This window comes from Roseibium sp. (assembly GCF_050301095.1).
Lineage (GTDB): Bacteria > Pseudomonadota > Alphaproteobacteria > Rhizobiales > Stappiaceae > Roseibium.
Genome location: NZ_JBNKYW010000099.1, coordinates 1 through 15,018, shown reverse-complemented (window position 1 = coordinate 15,018; position 15,018 = coordinate 1). Strand labels below are relative to the sequence as shown.

General features: G+C 61.2%; 14 protein-coding genes. 8 read left to right on the top strand and 6 right to left on the bottom strand.

What is annotated here, in order from left to right; translation table 11 throughout:
- The 4 genes from ACQY7U_RS08640 to ACQY7U_RS08625 all read left to right on the top strand — a co-directional run.
- On the top strand, positions 1–388 hold a 388-nt coding region (locus ACQY7U_RS08640; protein ID WP_428643526.1), incomplete at its 5' end, for a hypothetical protein.
- Between the two features lie 124 nt (positions 389–512).
- Positions 513–1,160, top strand: a complete 648-nt coding sequence (locus ACQY7U_RS08635) for a hypothetical protein (RefSeq protein WP_428643525.1) — start codon at positions 513–515, stop codon at positions 1,158–1,160.
- A 164-nt stretch (positions 1,161–1,324) separates the two neighbouring features.
- Positions 1,325–2,545, top strand: a complete 1,221-nt coding sequence (locus tag ACQY7U_RS08630) for an argininosuccinate synthase (protein WP_428643522.1) — start codon at positions 1,325–1,327, stop codon at positions 2,543–2,545.
- Positions 2,546–2,556: 11 nt separating this feature from the next.
- Positions 2,557–3,240 (top strand): hypothetical protein, encoded by a 684-nt coding sequence (locus ACQY7U_RS08625; RefSeq protein WP_428643521.1) that lies wholly within the window; start codon positions 2,557–2,559, stop codon positions 3,238–3,240.
- On the opposite strand, the gene ACQY7U_RS08620 is transcribed toward ACQY7U_RS08625, so the two are convergent.
- From ACQY7U_RS08620 to folP, 4 genes are all read right to left on the bottom strand, one after another.
- Positions 3,237–4,655, bottom strand: coding sequence for a sulfatase-like hydrolase/transferase (locus tag ACQY7U_RS08620; RefSeq protein WP_428643519.1), 1,419 nt, complete (start codon positions 4,653–4,655; stop codon positions 3,237–3,239). The genes ACQY7U_RS08625 and ACQY7U_RS08620 overlap by 4 nt on opposite strands.
- Positions 4,656–4,713: 58 nt before the next feature.
- A complete protein-coding gene (locus tag ACQY7U_RS08615) occupies positions 4,714–6,129 on the bottom strand; it encodes a sulfatase-like hydrolase/transferase (RefSeq protein ID WP_428643517.1) in 1,416 nt (471 codons plus the stop codon).
- Positions 6,130–6,240: 111 nt separating this feature from the next.
- Complete coding sequence (folK, locus tag ACQY7U_RS08610; RefSeq protein WP_428643515.1) at positions 6,241–6,744, bottom strand: 2-amino-4-hydroxy-6-hydroxymethyldihydropteridine diphosphokinase; 504 nt, start codon at positions 6,742–6,744, stop codon at positions 6,241–6,243.
- Position 6,745: 1 nt separating this feature from the next.
- Positions 6,746–7,579, bottom strand: coding sequence for a dihydropteroate synthase (folP, locus tag ACQY7U_RS08605; protein WP_428643514.1), 834 nt, complete (start codon positions 7,577–7,579; stop codon positions 6,746–6,748).
- A 189-nt stretch (positions 7,580–7,768) separates the two neighbouring features.
- Here folP and ACQY7U_RS08600 point away from each other — a divergent pair, with 189 nt between their 5' ends.
- On the top strand, positions 7,769–9,343 hold the full coding sequence (locus ACQY7U_RS08600; protein WP_428643513.1) for an alkaline phosphatase D family protein: 1,575 nt from the start codon (positions 7,769–7,771) through the stop codon (positions 9,341–9,343).
- A 53-nt stretch (positions 9,344–9,396) separates the two neighbouring features.
- Here the strand turns inward: ACQY7U_RS08600 and ACQY7U_RS08595 are convergent, their stop codons facing one another.
- Both ACQY7U_RS08595 and ACQY7U_RS08590 read right to left on the bottom strand, forming a co-directional pair.
- Positions 9,397–10,611: a multidrug effflux MFS transporter gene (locus ACQY7U_RS08595; protein WP_428643512.1), complete on the bottom strand. Its 1,215-nt coding sequence runs from the start codon at positions 10,609–10,611 to the stop codon at positions 9,397–9,399.
- Positions 10,608–11,069 (bottom strand): MarR family winged helix-turn-helix transcriptional regulator, encoded by a 462-nt coding sequence (locus ACQY7U_RS08590; protein ID WP_428643510.1) that lies wholly within the window; start codon positions 11,067–11,069, stop codon positions 10,608–10,610. The genes ACQY7U_RS08595 and ACQY7U_RS08590 overlap by 4 nt, the downstream gene beginning before the upstream one ends.
- 201 nt (positions 11,070–11,270) lie before the next feature.
- On the opposite strand from ACQY7U_RS08590, the gene typA reads away from it, so the two are divergent.
- From typA to ACQY7U_RS08575, 3 genes are all read left to right on the top strand, one after another.
- Complete coding sequence (gene typA, locus ACQY7U_RS08585) at positions 11,271–13,094, top strand: translational GTPase TypA (RefSeq protein ID WP_428643509.1); 1,824 nt, start codon at positions 11,271–11,273, stop codon at positions 13,092–13,094.
- Between the two features lie 300 nt (positions 13,095–13,394).
- Entirely contained in the window at positions 13,395–14,318 is a 924-nt protein-coding gene (locus tag ACQY7U_RS08580) for a sulfurtransferase (protein WP_428643506.1), read from the top strand.
- 1 nt (position 14,319) lies between these two features.
- Positions 14,320–15,018: YeeE/YedE thiosulfate transporter family protein (locus tag ACQY7U_RS08575; protein ID WP_428643505.1), on the top strand; the 699-nt coding region annotated here is incomplete at its 3' end.

Genomic DNA, 15,018 nt, shown 5'->3' with positions numbered 1-15,018 from the left:
ACGCTCTTCCGATCTGTGCCCAGACCTGCCGGAGTGGGAACAAATCGGCGCGTCACTGGAAGTGTCCGGACGCGGAGAGCCGCTTCCGCACGCGGTTTCTGAACACCATCCGGCAAATATCTGCGAGACGCTTTGCCGCCTGACGGAGCTCTGCGTCGAAGTAGGTTTGGTCGACATGTATGGTGCTCTCACCCGACAGCCAGACCGTTTTCTAGATGCCTGTTTGACCCTGCTTGAGGAACACAGAATTGAGCCGCCCGGGCTTGAGCCTCTCGTTTCCCTCACGGACAATACCAACGGCTGGGGTGAACCAGTTTCAGACGCTACATTTCGGAGCTTTGTTGCTGGACTGAATTTGGATTTTCTCCCGCGAGATACCGAAAGCTAAATAGCCGCGCTTGCAGCTAAAACTGTCCGGTTTCCGGTTCCACGCACAACAGACGCTGCACTTGTCCTGAAGGACGGAACTGATTTAATGCCTCACCCAATTCTATTTGGAACAATTGATTTTCATGTCCGACCAACTGGTTTTGAAACCTGATCCGATCAAGGACCGCTTTGCCAGAATGAAACTTCCTGCGGCGGTGCTTGCCGGTGCCGCCATCATCCTCTGCGCGATTTTTCAGGCATTCCACCTCGGCTCGGTTTTCTATGTACTTGTGATTATCGCGTTCTGTGTCCTGCTGGTGGGTCTTTGGCGATCCATACCGCAGAACAGCTATCTCGAACTCCAACGCGGCGGCCTGAATATCGTCTCGGAAGGTGTCCACAGCTTCCACGAATGGCAGGATCTTTCACGCATTACGTTGATGGAAGAAATCTCCGTAGACGCCCAAGAGGGGACCAACGGTCCGTCCCATTACCTGACCGCCCGGGTTCTCGGCCCTGATAAGGCCGATCCGGATGGCGTAACAAATGCAAGCGATGCGGACGTACTGATCCCGATTGACAGCTATATTTCCTACCGTCGTTACTCCGACCGCACAGAAGTTCAGGAAAACGCCTTGAAGTCCCCTCAGGATCTTGCCGACACCCTCAATCGCTGGCGGGACTTTGCCCTGAACCTGGAGATCGGCACAGTTCCGACGCCTTTCGTGCAGGTGGAAGGCAGCCCCATGCTGGACCTCTCTTTGAAACTCTATGCGAAGCTGAGCAGCTAAGGAGCGGACCGGGCTGCCCATCGGCAGGCAGATTGCCCAAAGCAGCATACCGTGACCATCTGGCCGCGTCGAAGGGCTTGCACCGTCCAAAGAACAGGCTAAATTGCCGCAAAATTTCAAACGGCGGCCAATCCGCCCAGAACATCGAACTGGATCTTTCCCAAATGGCGCATGGTGACATCAAAAAAGTCGTGCTGGCCTATTCCGGCGGCCTGGACACCTCCATCATTCTGAAATGGCTGCAGACCGAACTCGGCTGCGAAGTCGTGACCTTCACCGCCGATCTCGGCCAGGGCGAGGAACTGGAACCGGCCCGCAAGAAGGCCGAGATGATGGGCATCAAGGAAATCTATATCGACGACCTGCGCGAGGAATTCATCCGCGACTTCGTCTTCCCGATGTTCCGCGCCAACGCCGTTTATGAAGGCGTCTACCTGCTCGGCACCTCCATCGCCCGGCCGCTGATCTCCAAGCGCCTGATCGAGATCGCCGAGGAAACCGGCGCCGACGCCATCGCCCATGGCGCGACCGGCAAGGGCAACGATCAGGTCCGCTTCGAACTTTCCGCCTATGCGCTCAACCCGGACATCAAGGTGATCGCCCCCTGGCGCGACTGGTCCTTCAAGTCCCGGACGGACTTGCTGGACTTTGCCGAAAAGCACCAGATCCCGGTGCCGAAAGACAAGCGTGGCGAAGCCCCCTTCTCCGTCGACGCCAACATGCTGCACTCCTCCTCTGAAGGCAAAGTGCTTGAGGACCCGGCGGAAGAAGCACCGAACTACGTCTTCCAGCGCACGGTCGACCCGACCGAAGCCCCGGACGTCGTCACCGAAATCGAAATCGGCTTCGAAAAGGGCGACGCTGTTTCGCTCAACGGCGAGAAAATGTCTCCGGCAACGCTTTTTGCAAAGCTCAACGACTATGGCCGCGACAACGGCATCGGCCGTCTCGACATGGTCGAGAACCGCTTCGTCGGCATGAAGAGCCGCGGCATCTATGAGACCCCAGGCGGCACCATTCTGCTGACCGCGCACCGGGCGATGGAATCCATCACCCTCGACCGTGGTGCCTCGCACCTGAAGGACGAGCTGATGCCGCGTTATGCGGAGCTCATCTACAACGGCTTCTGGTTCTCGCCGGAGCGCGAAATGCTGCAGGCCCTGATCGACAAGAGCCAGGAACACGTGACCGGCAGCGTCAAGCTGAAGCTCTACAAGGGCAATGTCATCCTGACCGGCCGCTCCTCGCCCTATTCCCTCTATTCCGAAGAGCTGGTCACCTTCGAGGACGACCAGGGCGCCTATGACCAGAAGGACGCAGCCGGCTTCATCAAGCTGAACGCCCTGCGCCTGCGCACGCTCGCCAAGCGCGACCGGATCGGCTGAGAGATCCTGAAATGACCCGACCGGCGGCAGCGCACCTTACCGAAGAGCTCGCAGCCGCCGGTTTTTTGTTTCTGGGCGGATTTGCGCCGGAGGCCTCCAGCAAGGTTCCGCCGCTGTCGGACGGCCGTCCGGCCAGGTCTCTCCTGCTGATCGGCAGCACCGGCCCCTCGCTCTGGCCCGCCTTCAGGGCCAGCCCGGAGTTCTCGGACGCTGCGCCAGACCCGCTCGACCGTTATTCGAAACGGGTCCTGAATGGCCTTGCGCGCATTTTCGCGCTGGAAGCCCTCTTTCCCTTCGAAGGGCCGCCTTACCATCCCTTTCAGCAATGGGCGCTTGAATGCGGCGGTTTTTCACAAAGTCCGCTCGGCGTGCTGGCGCATCGGGACTACGGTCCCTGGACCGGTTTCCGGGCGGTCTTCCTGTCTGCAAACCCCTTTGCCGATGCGGCTCTGTCGCCGGAACCCGGCCCCTGCGAAACCTGCAAGGACAAACCCTGTCTGACGGTTTGCCCGGTGGATGCCATCTCACTGGAGGACGGCTACAGGGTCGCCGATTGCCGGGGGCATCTGGCCGAAGACAAAACCCGCGACTGCTGGTCCGGCTGCCTGGCCCGTCGCGCCTGCCCCTTCGGACAGGAACACCGTCAGAGTGCCGAGACTTCAGGCTTTCACATGGAGAGTTTTCTGGGACTTTAGTTTTTGACCGGCACGGAGGCGGAGGGTGCCACGGTCACGATTTGTGCCTTCGACTTCGGCTTCAGATGCAGCCAGGCGACCCGGCCGGACTGGAACTGTGCGCGGCCGTCCCTGGACGTCAGGGGCGGGTTATGGTCGCCGACCAGCAGGATTTCCGTATCCGCCAGTCCTTCGGTGAGCGCAATGTCCTTCACCAGATGAGCCACGTTCAGCCATTGCTCGCCCATCAGGCAGAGCTCGCGGTCCTCGAAAACACCGCCGTCGTCACAGGAAAGCCTTCCGGGCACCTCCCCCACCTGTACCGGCTTGTGGGAATTGAGCGTCAGCCAATACACGAATATCGGACCGTCGGCGCCATTTGTCAGAGAGGCTTTCACCGCCTTGGCGACATCCACGTCGCAAAGCCCCCGGAAAGTGCTGCCGCAGCGGCGCAAGGGCTCCTCCGTCTCCAGTCCGGCGTTGTTTTCCAGGAAGTTCATCTCTTGAAAGCCGATCTTCGGATACCAGTCCTTGCGCTCGAAGAAGTGCTTGGTGAAGGCGTGGAACGCCACCGTTCGATAGCCTGCTTTTGCGGCCTGGTTCGGCAGGCAATCCTCGCTTTCCCGCTCTCGAAAGTCCCGGTAGTCGGCTTTCAGATTGCAGAGTTCGCGAATTTCGCCCGACGTGGTGGACCCGGTGTAGTGGGTCGTCCCGCTTTCCACCGAGTAGCGGGCCACTACCCGATCACCCAGAAGCGGCTCGAAAATGAGGTCCTGCTTTTCCTTCGACTGAAGGGCGCCAAGGCCTTCAACCACCACGACGAGCATATTCGGCTGCTTGGCCTGAGCGAGGCTTTGCGCCAGCCGGCTGTGAATGCTGGCCGCGTCCTTAATGGGCACATAAGTCCCCGTGACCTGACCTGCTTCATCCGCCGATGCTTCCGGAATGGGGTTCAACCGCAGATCCAGCGCACAGAAAATGGTCAGGACAGCCACGAATGGCACCAGCCTGATCCTGTCCCGGTGAGGGCTTAGTTTTCGAACCGTTACATAGGTCAGGCCGAAGGTGCAGATCAGGACGGTAACCGCCGCGACATAGGGCACGGAGAGAAAGGCGCTCAGGTTCCCCGCATATCTGACCGAGTCCACGATCATCATCAACGGCATCTGGAAGAAGTATCCCGTAAACACCAATGCATCGAGAACAACGACAGACAGCAACAGGACAAAGAAGATATACCGGTTGACGAGCAACCCTGCCAGGCAGGCCATGGCCAGCAGGACGATGAACAGCAGTCGGGGCGGGCTGTAGAAATCATAGGCCGCCAGATAAATGAAATTCGGAAAGAGGATCGGGAGCGTCGCGAAAAGCAGAGTTTCCCGGGAAAGCCAGCCGTTTTCTCGCAATCGGGTCACAAAATTGACAGATGATTGCATGTTCGATGCCTTGGATTTTCGACGGGAGATCGCACCCGTAAACCTGCGGTCAAAACGTTTAATTTCGGTTACGTCCGCCGGAATAGGACGCCGCCAGGGCCTGTTCGCCTCTGGGCTTCAGATGGATCCAGGCCACCTCGCCGGGGGTGAACATATAGCGGGCGCGCCGCGTGAAGAGCGGCGGGTGGTGATCGCCGACCAGAACGATTTCCGTTTCCGCGAGATCGTCCCGCATGGCGATCGCCTTCACCAGGTAGGAGACGTTCAGCCACTGCTCTGCCATTCGGCAAAGTTCCACGTCCGTGAAGACGCCGCCTTCCTCATCGCAACCGAACCTTGGTGGCACCTCGCCGGGCGGCACCGGTTTGTGGGAGTTGAGGGTCAGCCAGTAGGCAAATTTGCGCTCGCCGTCGCCATTGACGAGGAACCTCTCGACGGCTCCGGCGACATCCGCATCGCACAGCCCCCTGAAGGCAACGCCGCATTCAGGCAACGCGCCATCCGTTTCAATGCCCGCGTTGGTTTCCCGGAAATTGAGTTCCTGGAAGCCGATCTTGGGATACCAGTCGAACCGTTCGAAGAAGTTTCCGGTAAAAGCATGAAAGGACGCGGTCCGGTAGCCGGCTTCCACGGCCCTGCGCGGCAGGCAGTCGCCGCTATCGCGGTCCCGGAAATCCCGATAGTCGCCCTTCAGGCCGCATAGCTCCCGCACCTCGCCAGCCGTTGTCGTGCCGAAGTAGATGGTATCGCCGCTTTTCACGTCGTATCTTCCGGCGACATCGTCTTCCAGCAGCGGTTGCCAGATCAGGTCTTGCAGTTCCTGCGAGGCAAATGCCCCGAGCCCCTCCACCACGACCACCAGCACATTGCGTTTTTTCGTGGCATTCAGGCGTTCTTCCAGACCGCTGGCCAGGACCGCGGAGCGATTGATCGGGACATAGCTCTCCGCAACGCTGGCTTCGGCAACGGCGAACTCCTGCGGCGAAACATTCACCCACCAGTCCACGCTGGCATAAACGGCCAGCAGCACGACGAACGGAACATAGTTGATCGCCGCCCGGTTCCGTTTGGCCTTCACGATCGCAAGATAGGTCAGCACGAAAGAGGCAAGAAGGGCAGCGAAACCGGCAAAATAGATCGCGGAATTCCACAGATCGACATTGCCGGCGTAGCGCATCGCATCGACCAGCATCGGCAGCGGCATCTGGAAGAAATTCGAAATCAGGATCAGGGCGTCAATTGTCATGATCGCCAGCAGCAACACGAAGAAAATCGCCCGGGGCAGGAACAGCCCCAGCATGCAGACAAGCGCCAGAAAAACGACAATCGGGGTGCGGTAGGGACAGTAGAAGAAGCTCAAGGCGATATAGACCGCATTGGGCAGCAGCACCGACAGCACGGAGAACAGCAATGTTTCCCGGGTCAGAAAGTTCTTTCGAACCAGATAATCCCTGATTTTTTCCTGCAGCGGCATTTCTTAGGACCCGGCTTCCGATCCGCCCGATCATCCAGCCGAAATCTTAAATTACCGTTCTGGATTTGGGAACGGCAAAGACGGCCTCGCGTTTATTCCACGCCGCCGTTTTCAACCCTCTTCCAGCTTCACCACGCCTTCCCGGTCCGGGCAACTGTCCAGCGCTTCCGCGGCCGTCCGACCCGCGCCGATCGGTGCGTCCGGCCAGACTTCGGCCAGTGGAGTGAGCACGAAGGCCCGGTCACCCATGCGCGGATGCGGGATTTCCAGGTCGGCTTCCCGCACCTGCTCGGTCCCGTAGATCAACACATCGATATCGATTGTCCGGGGTCCCCAGCGAACCTCCCGCACCCGGCCAAGCTCCGTCTCCACCTCGAGGCAACGCTTCAGCAGATCCGCCGGCGCCAGCGTGGTGTCGATCACCACGCAGCAATTGCGGAAATCGTCCTGGGGCACCGGCCCCCAGGGTGGAGTGCGGTAGTCCGAGGACCGGGCAACCAGAAGAATACCGTCGGTCGCCGAAAGGCGGCGGATGGCCGCCTCCAGCGTTGCCCTGGTATCTCCGAGATTGGAACCGAGCCCGAGGGCGCAGCGCACGGGTGCGGTTGAAGTCATGTCAGTCAGGAACCCGTTCCAGAGTTGTTGCCTCCAGCATGCGGGCCGCATCGGCATGGGCACGCACATCGTGAGCGCGCACGATGGCCGCCCCTTTCAGCATGGCGGTCATATGGACGGCGAGCGAACCATAAAGCCGGTCGTCCATCTCCGCTTTCAGGACCGCGCCGATCATGCGCTTGCGCGACGCGCCTGCCAGAAGCGGACGCCCGTATTTCTTCAGGCTGTCGAAGCGGTTCAGGATAACGAAGTTCTGGTCGATCGTCTTGCCGAAGCCGAAGCCCGGGTCGAGGATCTGCTTGTCCTTGGGAATTCCCGCCCTGTCGGCGAGCTGCAGGGACCTCTCGAAGAAGCGGTCGATATCACTCAGAATGTCAAGATCCGGATCGGCCTGCTCGCGGTTATGCATCATCACCACATGCACCCCGGCTTCGGCCACGACATCCGCCATGGCCGGATCCTTCTGCAGGCCCCAGACGTCATTGACGATCACTGCCCCGGCGGCGCAGGCCCGCCGGGCGGTTTCGGCCTTGTAGGTGTCGATGGAAACGGGTGTTCCGAGCGCGACGATATCGGCCAGGACCGGCGCCAGCCGGGCCCATTCCTCGTCTTGCGGCACCGGCACCGCGTTCGGCCGTGTGCTTTCACCGCCGACATCCAGAATATCCGCCCCCTCGGCAATCATGGCCCTTGCGTGGGCAAGCGCGGCTTCGCCCATATTATGGCGCCCGCCGTCGGAAAAGGAATCGGGCGTCACGTTCAGGATGCCCATGACATGCGGGCGGGCACTCTTGCCGTCGAAACGGGGAAGATCATAGGATTTGGGGATCGGCATTTCAGCGTCCTCTTGACGATTGGCAAAGTGTTTGGCGCGTCGGGCACTTTGGGTCAAGCTGCGGGAGCGACACTGTCATGAAAATTTCGGACAAAAGTCTTTGAACGGACATCGCACTGTCATGGATCTAAAGCACCAGATGGCTTGCCACGGGATCGCTTTCGCGGTCCCCAGCCATGGAGTTCATCAATGTCTTCTCGTGTTTCACGACGTAATTTTCTGAAATCTTCAGCGGCGACCGGTCTTGTACTGGCCTCACCGCTCGCCATGCCGTCCCTTTCCCGCGCGGCCTCCCGTCCGCAAATTACCCACGGCCTGCAGTCCGGCGACGTGAATGCCAATTCCGGCATGATCTGGGCCCGCGCCGACCGTCCGGCGAAAATGCTGGTCGAGATCGACACCACCGGCACGTTCGAAACGCCCACGCGCCTTGCTCCGGTCAACGCCCTTCCGGAAACGGACTTCGCCGTCAAGCGCCTGCTGGAAGGTCTGCCGTCCGACCAGGACATCTTCTACCGCGTCGCCTTCGCGGATCTGGGTGACGTCAACGCCGTTTCCGAGCCGATGACCGGCCGGTTCCGCACGGCACCTTCGTCCCGCCGCAACATCCGTTTCGCCTGGTCCGGCGACACCGCGGGCCAGGGCTGGGGCATCGACAAAGACCGGGGCGGCATGAAAACCTATGCCACCATGGCCAGGCACCAGCCCGACTTCTTCATCCATTCCGGCGACACCATCTATGCCGACGGTCCGATGAAGGAAACCGTCGAATTGAAGGACGGTACGCTCTGGAAGAACATCGTCACGGAAGAAAAGTCCAAGGTCGCCGAGACGCTGGACGAATATCGCGGCCAGTGGAAATACAACCTGCTCGACGAGAATCTTCGGGCTTTTAACGCCGAGGTTCCGACCTTCTTCCAGTGGGACGACCACGAGGTCGTCAACAACTGGTCCGCGTCCAAGGATCTGACATCGGACGACCGCTACACCGAAAAGAACGTCCAGTTGCTCGCCGCGCGGGCCGGGCGCGCCTTTCATGAACTGACGCCGATCCGCTACACGCCTGCGGAACCGGGTCGCATCTACCGCAAGATCGCCTATGGCCCGCTGCTCGACGTCTTTTTCCTGGATCTGCGCTCCTATCGCGGCCCGAACGGTGCCTCGATGGAAGAGAGCATGACGCCGGAATCGCGCATCCTCGGCGCCGAACAGCTCGCCTGGCTGAAGCGTGAGCTGCTCAATTCCAAGGCCACCTGGAAAGTGATTGCCTGCGACATGCCGATCGGCCTGATCGTCTGGGACAACTGGAAGGAACAGGCCGGTGCGGAAGCCGTTGCCAACGGCGATCATGGCGTACCGAAAGGCCGCGAACTGGAATTCGCCGATCTGCTGCGGTTCATCAAGAACGCCGATATCGACAACACTGTCTGGCTGACCGCCGACGTTCACTACACCGCGGCTCACTACTACAATCCGGACAAGGCGCAGTTCCAGGACTTCAAGCCGTTCTGGGAATTCGTCTCCGGCCCGATCCACGCCGGCACCTTCGGCCCGAACGATCTCGACATGACCTTCGGTCCGGAACTGAAATACGTGAAGGCGCCGACGCCTGAGCAGGGCGCCAACCTGCCGCCGTCCATGGGTCTGCAGTTCTTCGGTCTTGTTGACATCGACGGCCAGACCGAACAGCTCACCGTTCGCCTGATGGACCGGGACGACACGGAACTGCACAAGGTAACGCTCGATCCGGTTCGCCGGGGCTGATCCGGCGCAAAGACCTTGAGTTCAACGGGCGGACCCAAGCGGCCCGCCCGTTGTCATTCAGCCGGAACCTGATCGGTTCCACCGAGCCGGTTGAAGACAAGGTAGCAGGCAATCCCGGCAAGCGGCATCAGGGCAATGACCGTTGCCATTCCAAGGAGCGGATTACCAAGGGCGGCCACGATCAGGCTGGCCACAATGCCGCCCCCGAACTGCAGGAAGCCGAGCATGGCAGAGGCCGAGCCGGCAATGTGCGGGAATGGTGCGAGCGCACCGGTGAAGCTGGACGGCAGCACAAGCGCCAGCGCGAACACGAAGAGGGCAACCGGTCCCATCACGGTGGCGATGGAAGGCGCCTGGGTCAGGGTCACGACACACATCAGGACCGAGGCAAGGCCCAGCAGCGCCATGCCGTAGGGCACGAGTTTCTTCGCTTCCACATATCTGAGAAGCCTGCCTGTCAGAATGGTACCGGCAATGAAGGAACCGGACTGCAGGACCATGGTCAGACCGAAGGCCGAAGGCGACAGGCCAACCTCGTAGATCAGGATGAAGGGCAGCACCGTCGCCAGCGCGTAGATATTGCCCAGACCGAAGCCGATCAGCAGGCTGGGCGCCAGAAACCGTGGATCCTTGAGCAGCGCTCCGTAGTTGGATGCCAGCTGCTTCGGATTGAGATGATGAACGCCGGGCTGCGGATTTGTTTCCACCTGGAACACGATCACCGCGGCCATCAGAAGCGCGCCATAGATCACCATGCACCAGAAGACTTCCTGCCAGCCGAACAGTTCCAGCACGATGCCGCCGATGGTCGGCGAAACCGCCGGCCCGAGCGCCAGCATCATGGCGATGGTGTTCATGATCTTGGCGGAGGCCTGACCGGTGAACTGGTCACGGACGATCGCACGCGAGACGGCGATGCCGACGGCAGCGCCAACGCCCTGAAGAGCCCGTGCGAACACCATGAACTCCACGGTCGGCGCAAGGGTCGCCAGTACGCTGGAAAGAAGATAGAGGCACAGGAAACCCAGGGTCACCGGCTTCCGTCCGAAGGCATCGGTCAGGGGGCCGCAAACAAGTTGCGTCACGGCAAACCCGGCGAAATAGGCCGTCAGCGTCAGCTTGACAGCGGCGTCCGACGTCCCGAAAGCCTCGACCAGCGCCGGCATCGCGGGCGTATAGAGCGCCATTGAAATGGGGCCGATGGCAACTAGCCCGGCCCCTAACAAGGAAGTACGCCTCGCGCTCATGATCGAACGGGTGCTGTTCATTTCTGTTTCCCTTTGGAAACCTCCTGCAGCAAGCTGTCCTTCATGGTCTGCAGCAGCGTTTCCAGTATCTGCCGGTCATCCGGCGGAACATCCTCGAGCGCCTTGGTGCGCACCTTCTTGAGAGCGCCGCCGATCCGGTCCAGAACCGGATCGGCCTTCGGCGTCAGCTCGATCAGTTTGGCCCGCTTGTCGTTCGGATCGGGGCATCGTTTGATCAGACCGGCTTTTTCGAGCGTGTCCAGATAGCCGACCAGAGTCATCGGCTCGACATACATCGCCTCGGCCAGCGCGGCCTGCCTCTGCCCCGGAAGGCGCCAGACATAAAAAAGAGTACGCGCTTCTCCAGCTGTCAGTCCGGTGTCGACTTTCGTCAACTCGGCCTCGAAACGCCGCCTGAGCAGCCGTGCCAGATCCACCACCAGCATGGTGACGCCGACATTCGGAGAAGCAAGATCCATCACCGACCCTTAATAAGGTTACCTTACGAATAAAGGGCACTTGAGCACACTGTCAATGCGCCCCGTTGACATTGCGTTGCACAAATCCCGCGGGCCACGTATAAAGGCGCCAAATTCGGCAAGACCGCCGATCCATAGTACAATCAACTTCCAGACACGCTGCGGGTCCGAACGGGCCCGTTCTGTCTTTTGGAGTCTCTCATGAACCTTCGTAATATTGCCATTATCGCGCACGTCGACCATGGCAAAACCACTCTCATCGACGTTCTTCTGAAGCAGTCCGGCGCCTTCCGCGAAAACCAGCGCACCGAAGAGCGGATGATGGACTCCAACGACATCGAACGCGAACGCGGCATCACCATTCTCGCCAAGGTGACCTCGCTTGTCTGGAAGGACACACGCATCAACATCGTCGACACTCCCGGCCACGCCGACTTCGGCGGCGAGGTCGAGCGTATCCTTCACATGGTCGATGGCGTGATCCTGCTGGTGGACGCCGCCGAAGGCCCGATGCCGCAGACCAAGTTCGTTCTCGGCAAGGCGCTGAAGCTCGGCCTGAAGCCGATTGTCGCGATCAACAAGATCGACAAGCCCGAACAGCGCGCCGACGAGGTTCTGGACGAGGTCTTCGACCTCTTCGCCGCTCTCGACGCCAACGAGGACCAGCTGGACTTCCCGGTCCTCTACGGTTCGGCCAAGCAGGAATGGATGGCGCAGGAGCCGGACGGACCGCAGGACAGCATGGACCCGCTGTTCGACATGGTGCTCGACAAGGTCGCGCCGCCGGAAGCCGCCCCGGGCGAATTCCGCATGCTGGCGACCACCATTGAATCCGATCCGTTCCTCGGCCGCATCCTGACCGGCCGCGTCGTCGCCGGCACCGCCCTGCCGAACATGCCCATCAAGGCACTTTCCCGCGACGGCAGCCAGGTGGAAACCGGACGCGTCTACAAGATCCTCGCCTTCCGCGGGCTGGAGCGCCAGCCGATCGAAAAGGGCGAAGCAGGTGACATTGTCGCCATCGCCGGCATGACCAAGGCGACGGTGGCCGACACGCTGTGCGCGCCGGGCGTCGACGAGCCGCTGCAGGCCCAGCCGATCGACCCGCCGACCCTTTCCATGACCTTCCGCGTCAACGACAGCCCGCTTGCCGGTACCGAAGGCTCCAAGGTGCAGTCGCGCGTGATCCGCGAACGCCTGCTGAAGGAAGCCGAAGGCAACGTCGCGCTGAAGGTGGAAGAAACCGACGAGCCGGATGCCTTCATCGTCTCCGGCCGCGGCGAACTGCTGCTGGCGATCCTGATCGAGAACATGCGCCGCGAAGGCTTCGAACTGGGCGTCGGCCGTCCGCGCGTGGTCTATCAGTATGACGAGGCGGGCAACCGGCTGGAGCCGATCGAAGAAGTCATCATCGACGTCGACGAGGAACACTCCGGCGTCGTCGTGCAGAAGCTGCAGGAACGCAAGGCGGACCTTCTGGAAATGAAGCCGTCCGGCGGCGGCCGCACCCGTCTGGTGTTCCACGCCCCGACCCGCGGTCTCATCGGCTACCAGGCCGAGCTCCTGTCCGACACCCGCGGCACGGCGATCTTCAACCGGCTGTTCCACGGCTATCAGCCGCACAAGGGCCCGATCCAGGGCCGTCACACCGGCGTGCTGCTGTCGAACGGCACCGGCGAGGCGGTTGCCTATGCGCTGTTCAACCTGGAAGACCGCGGCCCGATGATGATCGACCCGGGCACCAAGGTCTATCCGGGCATGATCATCGGCGAACACACCCGCGGCAACGACCTTGAGGTCAACGTGCTAAAGGGCAAACAGCTCACCAACATCCGCTCCGCCGGCAAGGATGATGCCGTCAAGCTGACCACGCCGATGAAGCTCACCCTGGAAGCCGCGCTTTCCTACATTTCCGACGATGAACTCGTCGAAGTGACGCCGGAGTCGATCCGCCTGCGCAAGGCGATCCTCGACCCGCATGAGCGCAAGCGCGCCGAACGCGCGGCCAACAAGGAAAGCTCATAAGCCGCACTCCAAGCATTTTGAAAAGGCCCGGGCATCGTCCCGGGCTTTTTTTGTATGAAGACCACTCGCCGGGCTATCGGCGTTGCTTCCGGAAACCGGCAGGCGTTTCGGAGTATGGCAACACATTGCCCGTTTCCCGCCGTGGCTTGGGTCAAAATCTCAATGGGCCTGTCGTTTTTGAAATGCATTGCCTGTCTGTCCGGCAGCACGAAACCTAGAATTGAACCAGATCCAGATTGAAATGTTCCGCCGGCGGCCCCGAATTGACGGCCCAGAGCCGACGGCCAGGAGACCCTTCCGATGAAACGCTTTGCCCTCGCTCTGGCGCTGGCCACAGGCCTTGCCACCACCGCTTCCGCTGCCACCTTCGGCCCGCTGGTCGACGCGGTGGAGCTGTCTGCATCCCTGGAAACCGCTGAGCCGGTGCTTCTGGACATCCGCAACGCCGGGTATGAGAAAGAACATGCCGACGGCGCGCTCTTTGCGCCCTATCGCATGTTCCGCGGGCCGGCTGAAAATCCTGGAGCACTGGTCGATATGGTGAAGCTCGAAGCGGAGCTTGAGGAGCTCGGCCTGGAGCAGGACACGTCCATCGTCATCCTGTCGGCAGGCGAAACCGACACCGACTTCGGATCGGCGGCCCGGGTCTACTGGACCCTGAAATCCACCGGCTTTACCGATCTGTCGATCCTTAACGGCGGCCTCGCGGCCTGGAAGGCAGCCGGCCTGCCGGTGAACGCAACGCCTGAATCCGCCTTTCCGAGCGACCTCGACCTGACGTTCGACCCTACATGGCTGGCAACGACCGCCGATGTCGCCGCCGTTGCCGCAGGCGAGGCGGATGCCGTGCTCGTCGATGCCCGGCCGAGCGCCTTTTTCAACGGCGAGAAGGCCCATGAGGCAGCAGCGCGCCCCGGCACGGTACCGACCGCGATCAACCACGCCTACACGTCCTTCTTCAAGAAAGGCTCGCCTGCAATGTCGACCGTCATCGATGCGGACGGTTTGAAGGCCACGCTGAATGTGAAAGAGGGGGAGACCACCGTCTCCTTCTGCAACACCGGTCACTGGGCGGCCGCGCACTGGTTTGCCGTCTCGGAAGTCGCCGGCGTTCCGAATGCCAAACTTTATGCAGGCTCTATGGTGGAATTTTCGAATTCCGGCTATGACATGGCCAACACTCCGAGCCTTGTGCAGAACCTGATAAATCAGATCATCAACTGACGTGACAATAGTTACCGAGACACAGCCCACCGCTGCGGCACCGGCCTGGCGCCGCAGCGGTCTGATTCTGGCAGCCCTTGCGGCCGTTGCCGCCACCGCCCTTCTGGTCGGGGGCCGGTACGGGCTCTTGCTTGCCACCGGTCTCGGTTTCGGCATTGTCCTGGAAGGCCTGCGTTTCGGTTTCGCCGGCCCCTGGCGGGCGATGATCCTGCGCCGCGATCCGCGCGGAATGTGGGCCCAGCTCCTTTCCATCGCCCTCGTCACCTGCGCCGCCCTTCCGCTGCTCGCCGCCAATCCCGGCGAACTCAGCGGGGCACAGGCACCGGTCGGCTTTGCCATGGTGGCCGGAGCCTTCGTGTTCGGCGCCGCCATGCAGGTCGTGCTCGGCTGCGGCTCCGGAACCCTGGTCAACGCAGGGTCTGGAAACCCGGTCTCGCTCGTTGCCCTGCCCTTTTTCGCGATCGGAAGTTTTGCAGGGTCCTACCACCTGGTCTGGTGGACCGGGCTCGGCGCGCTGCCGATCCTGCGCCTGTCGGGCTGGCAGGGCGTGGCGCTTACCCTGCTGGGACTTTGCGCAGCCGCAGGCCTCCTCTGGAAGCTGGCAGCGCCCGAGCACTGCAGCCTGCCGCGCAGGCTGGCACTTGCCGCCGTGCTTCTGGCCGCACTGGCGGTCTTCAACCTGATCGTCGCCGGTCAGCCC

Bases quoted from the DNA above. Each gene is read 5' to 3' on its own strand.
- ACQY7U_RS08635 (WP_428643525.1), top strand. From the start codon at position 513: ATGTCCGACCAACTGGTTTTGAAACCTGATCCGATCAAGGACCGCTTT.
- ACQY7U_RS08630 (WP_428643522.1), top strand. From the start codon at position 1,325: ATGGCGCATGGTGACATCAAAAAAGTCGTGCTGGCCTATTCCGGCGGC.
- ACQY7U_RS08625 (WP_428643521.1), top strand. From the start codon at position 2,557: ATGACCCGACCGGCGGCAGCGCACCTTACCGAAGAGCTCGCAGCCGCC.
- ACQY7U_RS08620 (WP_428643519.1), bottom strand. From the start codon at position 4,655: ATGCAATCATCTGTCAATTTTGTGACCCGATTGCGAGAAAACGGCTGG.
- ACQY7U_RS08615 (WP_428643517.1), bottom strand. From the start codon at position 6,129: ATGCCGCTGCAGGAAAAAATCAGGGATTATCTGGTTCGAAAGAACTTT.
- folK (WP_428643515.1), bottom strand. From the start codon at position 6,744: ATGACTTCAACCGCACCCGTGCGCTGCGCCCTCGGGCTCGGTTCCAAT.
- folP (WP_428643514.1), bottom strand. From the start codon at position 7,579: ATGCCGATCCCCAAATCCTATGATCTTCCCCGTTTCGACGGCAAGAGT.
- ACQY7U_RS08600 (WP_428643513.1), top strand. From the start codon at position 7,769: ATGTCTTCTCGTGTTTCACGACGTAATTTTCTGAAATCTTCAGCGGCG.
- ACQY7U_RS08595 (WP_428643512.1), bottom strand. From the start codon at position 10,611: ATGAACAGCACCCGTTCGATCATGAGCGCGAGGCGTACTTCCTTGTTA.
- ACQY7U_RS08590 (WP_428643510.1), bottom strand. From the start codon at position 11,069: ATGGATCTTGCTTCTCCGAATGTCGGCGTCACCATGCTGGTGGTGGAT.
- typA (WP_428643509.1), top strand. From the start codon at position 11,271: ATGAACCTTCGTAATATTGCCATTATCGCGCACGTCGACCATGGCAAA.
- ACQY7U_RS08580 (WP_428643506.1), top strand. From the start codon at position 13,395: ATGAAACGCTTTGCCCTCGCTCTGGCGCTGGCCACAGGCCTTGCCACC.